The organism is Sphingobium sp., assembly GCF_032153725.1.
Classification (GTDB): Bacteria; Pseudomonadota; Alphaproteobacteria; order Sphingomonadales; family Sphingomonadaceae; genus Sphingobium.
Genome location: NZ_JALDYQ010000052.1, coordinates 24,769 through 39,099 on the forward strand (window position 1 = coordinate 24,769; position 14,331 = coordinate 39,099).

Here is a 14,331-nt window from a genome sequence, read left to right on the forward strand (position 1 = left end):
TCAAGGGACGTATCAGACGCGCGAAACGGCGCTCATCGCAGATGCACCTCCAGAGTGACGCCATAAGTACGCGGAGCGGCCGGCGTCGCCGTGTCACCATAGGACTGGGGCACGATCGCGGTATAATAGCGTTCCTGCGTCAAATTGCGTCCCCAGATGCGCGCGCCCCAGACGCCATTTGGAGAAGTATAGGCGATCGAAGCATTGACCAGATCATAGGACGGTTGTTTGATCGCGTTCTGCACATCCAGATAAAAGCCGCTATTGTGGGCGATCGAGCCGGTCAATGCAAAATCGCCGATCCGGTAGTTCGCGGTAAATGATGCCGTGAAGGGCGGCGTGTAGTGCGTGTCCAGGCCGGTCGCATCGCCATTAAAGACCCCGGTGGTCTGCGTAGCGTTGCGGGAGTAAAAGGAAGCCACCGGATAGCTTTGATATTTACCATCGAGCACGGTCATCGCAGCCCTCAGATCAAGCGCATCCGCCGGCCGCGCTTCCATCTCCAGTTCGAACCCGTAACTGCGCGCCTTTGCGGCATTGTTCAGCCCGATGCCGCCGACTTTCTGAAACTGCACCTGCACGTCTTTGAAAATATTGTAGAACGCCGCGCCGTTCAGGCGCAGGCGACGATCCAGCAAGTCGCTCTTGAAGCCGATCTCGTAGGTGTCGAGCGTTTCGGGCCTAACCGCCGGATCGGTGTAGGCCACGGAACTGAACACCCCGCTCTTGTAGCCACGACTGACAGTGGCATACGCAAGGATTTGGTCGTCAAAGCGATGATCGAGCGACGCACGCCAAGTCAGCTTGTCGAAGCTCGCATTCTGGCTCAGGACCGACGGCGCGAAGAGCTCTCCATTGCGCAAGTCGAAGCCGGAGATCGTTCTCTTGTCATGCGTGTAGCGCAGACCCAGCGTCAGCTTGGTTCCTTGCCCGAAATCATAGGTCCCCTGAGCGAAACCGGCAAGGGACTTCCCCCCGGTGGATACAAAGCGGTCGATCGTGAAGAGGTTGAAAGGCGGATTCGTGCCGTACAGCCGAAGCGGATCGTATTTCGCCTGATTATTGAAATAATAGGCTCCCACGATCCACTGAAAAGCGCCGCGATTCGTCGATTGCAATTGCAGTTCCTGTGTCCAGGTGGTCGCCGGCTCTCGCGAGTCGACGGAAACCGCGTTCACGGGCGTGCCGTCCTGATCGAATACCCAGACGGTCTTCGCTTGGCGGTAACTGGTGATGCTGACCAGTTCGAAGACCTCGAAACCGTGCCGGATCTGGAGGTTGGCGCCCCATTGTTCGGTAGTCACCGATACGTCGCGGTTTTCCGAGACGTTATAGAAACCATGATAAGTCGCGCCGGGACCGAAGAACGGCGTCCCCGTCGTCAGGATCCTTCCGGGCAAGGGCCTGTAAGCCGGCGGCGTATTCGGCCGGGACTTTGCATAGTCCGCACCGATCCTGATTTCAGTATTGTCCCCGGCGTCGATGATCCACTTCGTCCTGAGCGAGCGCTCGTACCCCTTAAACACATCGTTGCCGGTGGTCAGGTTCGTGCCCCAGCCATCGGATTGCCGGGTCGAATAGCCGGAAATGCTCGCGCGCACGCCGGGCGCAAGGCCGCCGGCCAGATAGACGCCCGCCTCGTAGGTGTCGTAGTTGCCCCAACCGGCCTTGAGATCGGCTTCCAGGCTGTCCTTGGGATCGCGCGTAATGATCTGGATAACGCCGGCAGTCGCATTGCGTCCGAACAGCGTACCCTGTGGACCCTTCAGCACCTCGACACGCTCGACATCGACGAAAGACATCAGGCCCGCCGTCAGGGTGGGCACGTAGACGCCGTCGATGTAGAGCGGAACGGCCGACTCTTCGCCCTGCGCGGTGCTGCGATTGCCGATGCCACGGATGAAGGGCGAAATAGCGCGTTCTGCCGGCCCAGTTCGAGGCCCGGCACGGCGATCGAAAGGTCATTCGTTCCCGTCACGCCAGCCTGGCTCAAGCCTTCCGTCGTGAGCGCAGATACAGCGATCGGCACATCCTGCAGCCTTTCCTCTCGCCGTTGCGCCGTTACGACGATGTCCTGAATACCGGTGCCCGCCGATGTTTCCTGATTCTGCGTAGTTTCCTGCGATTGCGCCAGGGCATGGCCCGGAAATGCGAGAAACATGGATGATGAAACTATAGCGACCGATCTGCGATTCATATGACGCCCCTCCCCGTGGCTATGTGGCCATTTACGGCTTTCTAGTCTCATGGATCCGCAGTTGTGTCCCTGAATCTCGACAGAGATCGGGATCGATCATCACCATCGCAAATCGAGAATTTCCTCTGGCCGAGCCAAAAGGCGGCCCACACTGTAACCCACCCAAACAAGTAAAGCAGGCTTACCGGAATCGCTGCCCCCCCTCACGGGGACATGACAGATCGCTCGACAGCAATATAGTAATATTACTTTATCATTGTGAATGCCCCGGATTTCCGCGGCGTTCGGAAGGAAGAGGGTAGCCCAGTCATGTCTCAGCCAATTCCTGCCCTGAAAGGCGAAAACCCATCTCAAAGCGAGCTGCTCAGCCGAGCACGGGAGATGCATTCCACCCTGCGCGAACAAGCGCCGCAAACCGAACGCGGGCGGCAGGTGCCTGCGGCGACGATCGACATGTTCCGAGAAGCCGATCTCTTTCGCGTCATGCAGCCCACGCGGTTCGGCGGCTTCCAGTACGATGTCACGTTCCTCAAGGATCTGATCGTCGAACTGGGCCGTGGCTGCGCCTCTTCCGCGTGGGTCTATGCGCTCGGCGCCGCGCATCAGTGGCTGGTCGCGAACTTTCCGCTGGAAGCGCAGGAAGAACTGTGGAGCGACGATCCGAACAACGTCGTCTTCGCTTCCTATGCGCCCGCGACCAAGGTGCAGGTCGTCAGCGGCGGATACCGGATTTCGGGAACTTGGTCTTACCTCAGCGGGATCGACCATTCGCGCTGGGCCATGGTCGGCGCGCTCTTCCCGTCGGACCGCAACGACAACGCGATGGAAGCCGGCCTGCTTCTGGTTCCGTCGTCGGACTATGTCATTGAGGACCAGTGGTACACGTATGGCCTTTGCGGCACAGGCAGCAAAGACATCATGCTTGAAGATGTTTTCGTCCCCGCGCATCGCACCCTGCTATTCGCGGATGCCTCATCCGGCAAGTCACCGGGCTCCATGATTCATGACAGCGACGTCTATCGCGTTCCGTTCCTGACCGCGGGCCCTACCTTGCTGGCATCGCCGGCCGTTGGGGCAGCGATGGGCGCGCTCGACAGCTTCATCGAAATGACAGCCCCCCGGACGACGCGCGGCGCGGCAAAGGGCGGCGGCGCGCGGGTCGCCGAATTCGCAATGGTGCAGAGCCGCGTGGCCGAGGCCGCGTCATGCCTTGATGCTGCCTACATGCTGATGGACCGGGACTGCCGCGATCTGATGCAGGACATCGGGAATCCGGCGGGTCTCTCGCCCGACATTCGAATCAGGACCCGTCGGAACCAGGCCTACGCGGTACGGCTCGCGGTCCAGGCTATGGACGGCCTCAACAGTTGCACGGGTGCGGGTGGCCTGTTCCTCAACTCGAGCGTCCAGCGCGCATGGCGCGACGTGAACGCGATAGCCAAGCATATCACGCTCAATTGGGATTCGGTGATGACAATGGCCGGACAGCACATGCTCGGCCTCGAACCGAAGGGCCAATACTGATGGCGTGCTCCAAAGGCGCGGAGGCCGCCACCCACGGCACGGGCGAGGAGCCTAACCCGGTGAGCCCCGTTAGCATTACGGGAACGGCAGATGCGTTTCGCCAGGCGATGCGGCACTTCGCTTCGTCGGTGACGATCGTTTCGACCGAAGATGACGGCGCCATGTACGGGATGACGGCAACGTCGGTCACTTCGGTCTCGATGGCGCCGCCGGCGATCCTGGCTTGTGTCAACCAGGCGGCGTGGTTTCACCAGCACATCAGCAGGAAGGGCGCGTTCTGCGTCAATGTCCTGGGCTTCGACCACGTCAGCCAGTGCGAAACCTTCGGCGGACGCGGAATCGGAGTGGATCGCTTCAAGGCGGATGAATGGCGGGAGGGACACCGCGCCATCCCTTATTTCCTTGATGCCGACACGGCGATCTTCTGCAAGGTCGAGCAGGCCGTCGATCATGGCACCCACACGATCTTCATCGGCCTTGTCGAGCAGGTGATCGTGAAAAATGAAGTGAACCCGCTCGTCTATCTCGACGGCGGGTTCATGACGCTTACCCGAAAGCAGGATTTCGGATCGAGGCGCGCGTAGGTCATCACAAGCGGGCGATGACGCCCGCCGGATCAGACCTTCAATCCCAGCATGGCGATGGCGTTGCCGCTCATGATCCTTACCGTCTCGGCGGCCTGCAGATCCATATCCTCTAGATATTCGGGGCCTGCACTCAGGAACGGATCGTCGGTTCCGAACAGCAGCCGATCCGATCCCACGATCTCGCGGGCCATGTTGATGACCGAGGGCTGGAAGGCGCAGGTATCGAAATAGAGGCGCTTGGCATAGACGCTGGGGAGCTGGCTGATGTGTTCCCGGCAGTCCGGAAAGAGATGATAGCCATTGTCGAGCCGCTGCAATAGCGACAGCAGCGCTCCGCCGGTGTGCGCCACGATAAACGGGAAATCGGGATAGCGTTCGAAAACGCCGCCGTAGATCATCCGGGTGAGCGCGGTCGTCGTTTCATAAACGAAGCCCACGCGGATCGGCAGTTCGTAGGCATCCATATGTTCTGCGCCCAGCGGCAGCATCGGGTGTTCGAACACAGGCGTGCGGCGCCGGTTGATCTCGGCCCAGAAAGGCTCAAGGTCCGGATGGTCGAGCGGCTTGCCGCCGATATTCGATCCGATGACGATGCCCCGCATGTCGAGTTCATCCATCGCCCGGGCCAGTTCCACAAGCGAGGCGTCGACATCGGCCAGAGGCATCGTCGCAAAGCCCTGGAAGCGGTCGGAATGTGCTCGCACCATACGCGCCGTCTCGTCGTTGATCCGGCGGGCCAGCTGCGGCTGATCAGCAGCGGGCCAATCGTAGATGTTAGGCGCACTCAGCGAAAGGACGCGCATGTCGATGCCCTGCGTGTCCATCTTGCGCAGCCGGGCGTTCTCATCGAACATCTCTTCCCTGTACCAGGCGTAAGTGGTCTTGCCGCGCCGCAAAAGCACCTGCCCCTTGTTTCCTTCGCTGGCAGTCAGGCCCAGGAGGTCCGTAAGTTCCTGCACATAGGGCCGATCGATGAAATGGGCGTGAATGTCGATTCTCATGGCGCTCTCCAACAAATCGGGAAAGTTGCGATGCAGACGGTTAGTGGACCTCGTCCGTCCCGCTGACGGACACAGTGCGTTTCGGCGCACCGTCGATCAGCACGGCGGCGATCCGCGCGAGTTCCCCACCACGATTGACCCAGGCGTGATTGGTGCCGCGCTGCACGACTACATCACCAGTGCGCAATTTGACCGTCTCGTCGTCCAGGTCGAGATCGATTTCTCCGGCGAGGCAGATCACATAGTCGACCGTGTCGGTGCTATGGAGGCCGTGCATCGCATGCCCGGGTTCGAATTCCAGGATTGCGAAACGGGTGCCGTTCGGAGGCGGCGCAACTCCCGACGCAAGGTTCGCGCCGTCTTGATCTATGCCGTAGTCCGCCGGCGAGGAATCGGTCGCCCAGATCACCGTTGCGGTCGTGCCCCGGAAGGGAGAAGTCCGGTTCGAAGCGGCTCCGTCCTGCCACACCACTGCCTTTCCGCCAGCATCATGACCGGTCACAACTCGGCGGATCGGGGGTGGGCTGCCGTTCATTGTTCTTCGTCCTTCCTTGTTCGGCGCGTACCACTGGGGTTGGCGTCACGGCACTACGAGTCTGGCTTTATTTATGTTTGCACGCGCCGTGAGGAAGCTGTCTGTCCCCCTGAACAGGCTCGCCTCCCAAGCTCGTCCCGAAAATGGTCTAGCAGCGCGATCGTTGCAGCACCAAGCTGCCGGAAGGAGATGTGCCGTCCCACTAGATGCCGTAATGGGCCGGCGTCTCAAGCGGTAGCCAGATTGGGATTCCAACTGTCGCGGTTTGCGAAGTTTACATGCAGCCATGTCAACACCAACGAAATAAATGTCTGAGACTCGCCACATGACGCGCAACTTCTCGTGAAGAAGCCCGTGATGTTGAACGTGTACCATCAATATTCAACGGGTCCGACCATCCGACAATATTCCACTGGCTCGCAGTCGGACCAACTTTCATCGGTGATTCTTAATGACAGGAACAGATAAGCTATTGGCCGCGGTCGACATGCTCGAAGACGGCACACGCACAAGCGGCGAGACTGGGAGGTGAAGCCGCGCGCCGACGTGGTCGGCATCTTCCCCATGGAGGGCAGCATCATCGCTTTGACCGGTGCCGTACTCCTAGCCTCGATTCGCTTGATGCGTTCGGTCGCGAGCCGCATGCCTCTTTAGACATGGTGAGCCAACACCGCCGGCGGCGCTGGCGAAACAATAGCCTTCGCTTTGATGGAAACGACGCAGCTCCCTTACTCGACGCCCGGTTCTTGTCTGCCTTGGCCGGTTCGCATATGCCTTGTGCCGAACGCCGGGGTCATCTCGTAAGCAGCATCGGCCGCAGCCGGAAGACGGGCTGGGCAAGCGCAGCGCATCCGCAGGCGTGAGCCGGCACAGGGCGCGGAGCGATGCCGCAACCGCCGGGGAGCACGACCGCAACGGGGGCGAAGGGAGTGTAATTCAGGAAATGATTCAGGCCGTGCCCGGGACCGCACCGATCTGCTGCATGAGGCCAAGAAGGTCGTCCATGTTCCATTCATGGGCTATCTTACCATCCTTGAAACGATAGATTGCCACTCCGTCGAAAGCGACCCGCTTACCGGTGGGCTCGATACCGACGAACTTACCTGTATGCGTCGCTCGCGTGAGGAAACGGCCGACCACGCGGCCGTCGTGCGCATCGAAAAGCTCCTCGATGGACGAGTCCAGGTCGGGAAAGGCTTCGAAGAATTTCTTCACCAGCGAGCTGATCGCCTCGGGGCCGTGGGCATCGGGCATACCGTGCGATCCGTAGGTGACATAGCCATCCGGACAGAACACCCGATCCACTTCATCGGCGGCCTTCCGGTTGAGAATGTCCATCCAGGTTCTTACGATCTCCGTGTTTTCCGACATTGAAACTCCTTTCGTACGGGCCAAGGGCCCGGTCATGCTGTTGGACATTGGAATTGCGCGCGCAGGCGGGCTATGCCGCCTCGCTGAAATCACAGTGCACCCATGATGTGGAATTCGGGACGACGGTCGTGCGGCGCCCGGAGATCATTCGATGGATCCCGCCTGCCGCGCCTTTTCCCGGTCCTGCAGCGTGACGCCATAGATTTCGAAAAAGGGGACCATGAGCCGCTCGACCAGCGTCGAGTCCATGTAATCGCGAAAAACGACGACCTTGCCGTCACGTATCGTGAAGAAATAGGCATAGTGATTGTTATAGTCTTCGCCATGAACTGTCTTAGCGCGGCCAAACAGTTCCATCGCCACCCGATCGCCTTCAGCCATGATCGAACGTTCCTCGAAGGCGATGCCGTTGGGCAGCATTTCCTTCATCGCGGGGAACTCCGCGTCGACTTCCATCTTGGACTTGACGCCCGCGCCCTTGTGCTGGCCGGTCGTTTCGAATTCGGCATCTTCGGCCAGAAAACCTAGGAAAGCATCCTTGTCGAGCCTGCCCAGGGCAGCGACCATGGAACGTACCAGGGCCTTGTTCTCTTCGACGTTGCTCATTTCACTCTCCTGACGCTGTTGCTGATCCAATTCATGGCGGTCCGTCCTCGAAATGCCCGGCCCTAAAATGTGCGGGCGCCGATAGTCCCGACGGACGATAGCCACGTCCGGGCGGCCCTGCCCTTGGGGGCCGCCCGTTCTGTCAGAACTTCACTCCCACCGTCACGCCGTAGGTCCGCGGCGCCGCCGGCGATCCCAGGTCGCCGACATTGGCCTGAGCGCTCAACTGCGAATAATAATATTCGTCGGTGAGGTTCTTGCCCCAGAGCTGGATGGAATACCGCTCATCCTGTGCCTTCCACCCGATGGAAGCATTCAGGAGGATATAGTCTTGAATGCGGAGACGGTTGTCGACTTCGGTATAGTATCCGTCATTGTAGTACAGGTTGGAATTCAACTCCAGAATTCCGCTCGCGAACGGCCGCATATAGGAGAAGCCGGCATTGCCCGAGAATTTCGGGGAAAAGGGCAGTGCTTTTCCATCGGCGTTGTAGTCGGGATCACCACCGTCGGTCGATCCGTTCGGCAGCCTGTTGGTATTCGGCGCTCCGGGGAAATTGCCGAACTCGGTGTCGAGATAGCCGCCGCTCGCATAGAGGGTGAGGCTCGGCGTTATCTTCGCTGTCAGATCCATCTCGGCGCCGATGCTACGGGCCGTCGGTCCGTTGAAGACAGAACTCGTGCCCCTTACGATTTTCGAGAACTGAATGTTCTTGAAGTCATAATAGAAGATGGCCGAGTTGAGCGTGATCCGATTGCCGAAGAAACGCGTCTTCAGACCGATTTCATAGGCGTCGAGCTCTTCCGGCGCATAGGGCAAGACGGCGGATGGCGCATTGCTTATGGTGAAGTTCCCGCTCTTGACGCCTCTGTTGTAGGACACATAACCCATGACGTCCGGCGCGAACTTGTGGTCGAGAACGATGCGCCAGGTCGGCTTGTCGTAAGTGGACTTCTGGCGCGCCTTGCCGCCGCTCGCCGGATCGACGACCACGTCGGGCGTTGTCAGCGACGCATATCCATAATAATCCACCGTCTCGAACGTGTAACGAAGGCCGAGCGTCAAATTGGTGCTTTCGAGTACCGGAAAGGTCGTCTGTCCGAACAGCGCCTGCGAACGGGTATGCGCGCTGCCGTACACATTCAATCCCGACGGACCGATCAGTAGACCTTCGAGGTTGAGAGGACGCTGCCCCGCATCGTAATCGTAGAAATAGGCTCCGAACAGCCAATCAAAGGACGAACCCGGCAGCGAGTGCAGCTGGATCTCCTGGCTGTACATATCGGACTCCGGGCGCAGAGTCGCCTGCACATAGGGAGTCGGCGACAGGTCCTGGTCGAAGGCCCAGTTATTGCGCAGCTTGCGATACGCGGAGATCGTGTGGATGCCGACGCCCTGAAGCTCGGTCTGGATATCGAGCGTAACCCCGCCGGACTTCAGCAGCGAGCCGTCCTCGAACTCGCCATAGGTGTTGAAGCGGCCTGGATAGCCCAGCCCGTCCAGCGAGACCGCGCCCTTCGGGGACTGGCCGCTGATCCCCGGCCCTTCGCTTCTGTTGTAGTCGCCCGACAGCCGGATCGCGGTGACCCCGTTGTCCCACTTCAGCTTTCCGCGAATGCCGAAGTCTTCAAAGCGGAATGTGTCGGAACCCGTCGTCAGGTTCTTCCCCCAGCCATCGCGCTGCTTCGAGTAATCGACCGCGAGGCTGGCGGTCAGATTATCGGTGAGGCCGCCCGCCACATAGGCGTCGGCTCTGACCGTGTCGTAATTCGCATCGCTCGCCGACATCTCGACCGCGAGCCGTTGCGAGGGATCGCGCGTCACGATCTGGATGACGCCGCCAGTCGCGTTCCGTCCGAACAGCGTTCCCTGCGGACCCTTGAGCACTTCGATGCGCTCGATGTTGTTGAAGGTGAAGAAGTTCGCGATCGGCGTCGGCTGATAGGCGCCGTCCAAGTAGATCGCCACCGATCCTTCTGCGACGACATCGCCGAGCGAGGATCCGATCCCCCGCAGGAAGGGCTGGGCGTTATTACCCTGCCGGGCAACGATGAGGTTGGGCACCGCGGCCTGCAGCGTGGCCGTGCCGTCGACACCGCGCGCCGCAGCGGTGTCGGCTGAAAGCGCGCTGACCGAGATCGGCACGTCTTGCAGGCGCTGCTCGCGCCGTTGCGCCGTAACGACGATATCTCCTCCAAAAGCTTTCGCGTCCGGCTCATCAGCCTGCCCGGCCTGGGCCACACCAACCGATGGGACGGACAGCAAAATAGTTGCGGCTGGCCCCAAGAAAGATACCCTTGAAAACTTCATTTTCCCCCTCCCCTCTATAATTTCTTTATCGCGACATTTTAATAACTTAGCTTAATTCACGAGCTCTGCGTCATAGCTCATTTTGACTGCGCCACCAGGTCGCGGCAGTGAAATCTAACTGTGCGGAAGGCGCCAGCGTTTGTTGAGGAACAGTTCGCGTGAAATCAGATGACGTCACGAGTTAGGTTAGTAATGAAAATAGCGTATCTCCGGATTCCTCCCGATGCCCACCTTCAGTCCGCGTAAGCTGCATTCGGTCCGCCCGCTTAGAGTCGGTATTCTGCTATTCGGACACAGAGCCTAGACTAGCCTGCCGCTGTTATCGCGTAGCCGACGCGGGCTATACAAATCCTGCATGAGTATCGACCATTTCCGCCAAACTTGATGCTGGCGCCGACGACGGCGTGAAGATTGGAATTAACCTGGACGTGCTGGGTGCACCGGTCGCTTGCACGGCCAGCATTTATTGCAGTGAGGTGCTTCAAAGAGGGAGATGCTACCGCCCTGAAGGTAAAGAGATCCCCGCTATGTTCAAAGCTCTAGCGAATGGCTGCGATGCTGCCGCACAGCGACGACAGTAAAGCTGGTACTCCGATCCGGGCAGGAAGAGGCAGCGGAAGAGCGCTCCCCTTCAAGCGCATCTAGGAACAGCTGAATGAAAGTCCCTCGGCTTGAGGACTAGTCATGCCCCCAGGTCAGGCGCCGCCCCTTTTCCTCCTTCGTCGGCCAGGGAATGTCGAATTCGAGATAGTTCATCTTGGACTGAACGCGCGAAAGGTCGAAGAGTGGATCCGCCGCTTCTTCCGGCTTCAACTCGGCCTGTCCGTTCAATATCCTTCTTACCGCGGCAAAGATGTGTGGTTGATTTATGCAGCTCACTGCGAGCAGCTTTCCTTCGACATAGTAGAAAACGGAAAACTTGCCGGAGCCTACTGTGCCGCGCAATACGGTAGTGTCGAACCCTTCGGCGATTCCTGCCGACTGGAAGCGAAATTTGTACTGGTCGGACCATACCCATGGCGTCTGGATGTAGGGGAGGTTCACGCCGGCAATGGTGGCTCCGGCGGTACGGCCTTGCTCGACGGCGTTGTGCACCGTTTCCAAGCGAATACGGCGCCCGACCAGCGGATTGGGATGATTGGTGCAGTCGCCCGCCGCAACAATGTTGGGATCGCTCGTCGTCGCGAATTCATCGACGACGATGCCGTTGTCGCATTGCAAGCCGCACGCTTCCGCCAGTTCCACGTTCGCGATTGCACCGATACCCACTAGGACCACGTCCCCGGCATAGCTCCCCCCGCCCGCGACATGGACCGTTAGCTGACCGTCGTCCTGCTGGTCGATAGCTATCACCTGGGCGTTCAGCACCACCTCGACGCCCTGTTTGAGATGCTGGTCAAGAAGGAACTCCGCCATGTCCCCGGCGACGATCCGGGGAAGCAGGCGCGTGCTGGAACCCAGAAGGACCACGTCGATCCCCATCTGCGTCAGTACGGCCCCAGTTTCCAGGCCGATGAAGCCAGCGCCGATGATGACTGCACGTTTTACCGAGGGAAGCTGAGGCCGCAGCCGCTCGACATCCGCGATTGTGCGGATCGAATAGATGCGGTCGAGATCGCGGCCGGGCACCTCGAGCATGCGGGCCCGTGTGCCCGTCGTCAGGGCAAGCTTGTCATAAGCCAGGATAGAACCATCGTTCATCTTGACCCGCCGATTCTCGCGATCGATCTCCTCGACACGACGCCCGAGAAGCGCGTCCACTCGGAACTTCGAGTAAAATTCGCGTGGCCGATACAGCAGCCAGTCGGTGTCGTGGACTCCGTTGAGATATTGCTTCGACAGCGGAGGCCGTTGATAGGGGAGAAATTCCTCGTCGCTAACGAGTGTGATCTGACCGGCGAAGCCATTTTGCCTCGCTACCTCGACGAGTTGCGCCGCAGCTTGCCCGCCGCCGACAACGACGAGGCAATCGCCTGGTGCCTTCCCTTCTGTCATTTTCAGGACTCAAGGCTCCAGATAATAGATTTGAGGCTTAGCGCCCCGGCTTTCCGCCAGCACCTTGTGCTCGCGAGTGGCCAACAGGTGGGACACCTTGGATTCGGGATCGAGTGAGTCGCCAAAGTGGATTGCGCGCGTGGGGCATACCACCGCGCAGCTCGGCGCCAGATCCTCCGCGACGCGGTGCGCGCAGGCACTGCACTTGTCGGCCGCGCCCGTCTCCGCGTCGAACGACAGAGCGTCATAGGGGCACGCTTCGTCACAGCGCTGGCACCCAATGCATTTGTCGACGTCAAGATGGACTAATCCATCATCGTCCGACCGCCACAGGGTATTGGTAGGACAGGCGCTCACGCAGGGCGCATCCACGCAGTGATGGCACATAGTCGGCAGCCAGTGCTGCGACAGTTCCGGATAATTGCCCTTCGGCTTTTCAAATATGGGATCCCTGTGCGAGTCGAGGACCTTCAGCCGGAAACGGCCGGTATCGACGTCGTTTTCCACCTTGCATGCGACAACACATGTATCGCAGCCGATGCAACGCTTCATGTCGATCACGAAAACCATCTGCTTGCGCATTTCAGCTCTCGTCAGCCTTGCGCAGTTGGCAGAGCACGTCCCAATTGGGATAGTTGGTCTCCGCTATCCGTTCCTGGATCTCGTTCAAAGGTATGTGGCCCAGATCAGCCGGGTGGCCGTTCCGGAAGAAACGCTGCCACCAGCCCGCCGGCATGGCAACAGTGCCGGACCGCAGGGTGGAAGAGATGCTTGCCCGCACCGTGAACTTCCCGCGATCGTTGAAGGCCGTGACCCAATCGCCGTCCTCGATGCCCCGCGCGGCTGCGTCTACGGGCGAAACGTCGAGGCGTGGCTCGGGCAGTTGTTCCCTGATGTACGGCAGCATCAGGTGTGTGCTGTGCGCACTGTGCACGACCTTGTAGGTGATGAGGTTTAGGGGATAGGCCCTCGCCCGCTCGCTGCGTCTGCTTTCCGCCTGTTCCTTGAAGACCAGCACCTCCTCGCCGACGTCGATGAACTGCTCCTGGTAGAGCTCCATCCGTCCGGACGGCGTGTTGAACTTCATGTCGCGGAACGGCGTGTACGGCCGCTCCACCGGCACCTCCGCCACTCCGTTCTCGCGCAGGCTTTCCCAGTCGACTGCGCGTATTCTGGGGTCGGGATGGGTCCGCATGATATGGCGGCAGCTCTCCTCCTTCTCCATCTGCCACGCATCGCCTCGGCCCATGCGCTCGCATAGCCCTTTGTAAATGTCGAAGTCGCTGCGGCTGGAGCCGATCGGTTCCACCGCTTGGCGGCGAAGCTGGACCCACCAGCTCTCGCCGCTCCCCACCAAATCCCAATCGTCTTCGTAATAAGAGACCGTCGGAAGTACGACGTCTGCATATTCGGCCGCTGGCGTCATCATCTGTTCGTTGACGACGAGGAGATCGAGATTGGGCAAAGCTTCCGTCAGGAAGCGCTTGAATTGCGGCCCCTGCGTCGCGAAGCCGTACATCGCCAACCACAACGTCTTTACCGGATAGGGGGCCTGGCGCCTGAGGATATCGACCATTTGAGTACCCGGCAGCGGACTGGACTTCCTGCCTCCAGGCTCCAGCCATTCGCTGTGCGGGATGGTGGCGAAAACAATGTTCGGTCCGTCATACATGCTGATGCCGGCATAGGGCTTTCCGATGTTACCGCACACGGCCGTCAGGGTCAGCCAAGCGCGCGCAACACTATGCCCGTGATGATAACGCTGCGGCCCCAGCCCAAACCAGATCCACGGTCGTTCGTGGGAGGCATATTCTTTTGCGACATGAACGATCTGCGCCGCGGGAACTTCGCAGATCTGGGAGGCATATTCGGGCGTAAACGTTTTCAAAACGTCCCAGCTTGCATCGAACGCCGTGCAGAAATCAATGCGACTCCTATCCTGAGCGATGAGCGTCGCCGACTTTCGCAACGCGGGCTTCTGCGCCAGCGATACGGGCAAAGGGCGGTCGCTCGCTTCGTCCCAAACGAGTGCCTCGTCGCTGCCTCCTGCCGTCAAATCATGCTCCCGAAGGACCTTGCGTGACGTCCGATCGACAAGGAAAGGCAGGTTGGTGTGAGCTGTGACGTAATCCGTCTTCATCAGCCCTTCGCCGATGATCACGTTGAGCATACCCATGGCGAGCGCCGCGTCCGTTCCTGGGCGC

General features: G+C 59.8%; 12 protein-coding genes. 2 read left to right on the forward strand and 10 right to left on the reverse strand.

Features of this window, described 5'->3' with window-relative positions; all coding sequences use genetic code 11:
* Positions 1–32: 32 nt before the first annotated feature.
* On the reverse strand, positions 33–1,913 hold the full coding sequence (locus RUH75_RS16200; protein ID WP_313807900.1) for a TonB-dependent receptor: 1,881 nt from the start codon (positions 1,911–1,913) through the stop codon (positions 33–35).
* The gene (locus RUH75_RS16205; RefSeq protein WP_313807872.1) at positions 1,814–2,161 is read right to left on the reverse strand and encodes a hypothetical protein; all 348 of its coding nucleotides are present in this window, start codon (positions 2,159–2,161) and stop codon (positions 1,814–1,816) included. The genes RUH75_RS16200 and RUH75_RS16205 overlap by 100 nt, the downstream gene beginning before the upstream one ends.
* A 345-nt stretch (positions 2,162–2,506) precedes the next feature.
* Here RUH75_RS16205 and RUH75_RS16210 point away from each other — a divergent pair, with 345 nt between their 5' ends.
* Positions 2,507–3,721, forward strand: a complete 1,215-nt coding sequence (locus RUH75_RS16210) for an acyl-CoA dehydrogenase family protein (protein ID WP_409592382.1) — start codon at positions 2,507–2,509, stop codon at positions 3,719–3,721.
* The gene (locus RUH75_RS16215; RefSeq protein WP_313807876.1) at positions 3,721–4,305 is read left to right on the forward strand and encodes a flavin reductase family protein; all 585 of its coding nucleotides are present in this window, start codon (positions 3,721–3,723) and stop codon (positions 4,303–4,305) included. The genes RUH75_RS16210 and RUH75_RS16215 overlap by 1 nt, the downstream gene beginning before the upstream one ends.
* A gap of 32 nt (positions 4,306–4,337) precedes the next feature.
* Here the strand turns inward: RUH75_RS16215 and RUH75_RS16220 are convergent, their stop codons facing one another.
* From RUH75_RS16220 to RUH75_RS16255, 8 genes are all read right to left on the reverse strand, one after another.
* On the reverse strand, positions 4,338–5,309 hold the full coding sequence (locus tag RUH75_RS16220; protein WP_313807878.1) for an amidohydrolase family protein: 972 nt from the start codon (positions 5,307–5,309) through the stop codon (positions 4,338–4,340).
* Positions 5,310–5,349: 40 nt separating this feature from the next.
* The gene (locus RUH75_RS16225; RefSeq protein ID WP_313807880.1) at positions 5,350–5,844 is read right to left on the reverse strand and encodes a cupin domain-containing protein; all 495 of its coding nucleotides are present in this window, start codon (positions 5,842–5,844) and stop codon (positions 5,350–5,352) included.
* 948 nt (positions 5,845–6,792) lie between these two features.
* On the reverse strand, positions 6,793–7,215 hold the full coding sequence (locus RUH75_RS16230) for an ester cyclase (RefSeq protein WP_313807882.1): 423 nt from the start codon (positions 7,213–7,215) through the stop codon (positions 6,793–6,795).
* Positions 7,216–7,359: 144 nt separating this feature from the next.
* Entirely contained in the window at positions 7,360–7,821 is a 462-nt protein-coding gene (locus RUH75_RS16235; protein ID WP_313807884.1) for a nuclear transport factor 2 family protein, read from the reverse strand.
* 142 nt (positions 7,822–7,963) lie between these two features.
* Positions 7,964–10,132, reverse strand: coding sequence for a TonB-dependent receptor (locus RUH75_RS16240; RefSeq protein ID WP_313807886.1), 2,169 nt, complete (start codon positions 10,130–10,132; stop codon positions 7,964–7,966).
* Positions 10,133–10,810: 678 nt separating this feature from the next.
* Positions 10,811–12,127, reverse strand: a complete 1,317-nt coding sequence (locus tag RUH75_RS16245; RefSeq protein ID WP_313807888.1) for an FAD-dependent oxidoreductase — start codon at positions 12,125–12,127, stop codon at positions 10,811–10,813.
* A 9-nt stretch (positions 12,128–12,136) separates the two neighbouring features.
* Entirely contained in the window at positions 12,137–12,709 is a 573-nt protein-coding gene (locus tag RUH75_RS16250; RefSeq protein ID WP_313807890.1) for a 4Fe-4S dicluster domain-containing protein, read from the reverse strand.
* Position 12,710: 1 nt separating this feature from the next.
* A partial coding sequence (locus RUH75_RS16255) for a molybdopterin-dependent oxidoreductase (protein ID WP_313807892.1) occupies positions 12,711–14,331 on the reverse strand: 1,621 nt, incomplete at its 5' end.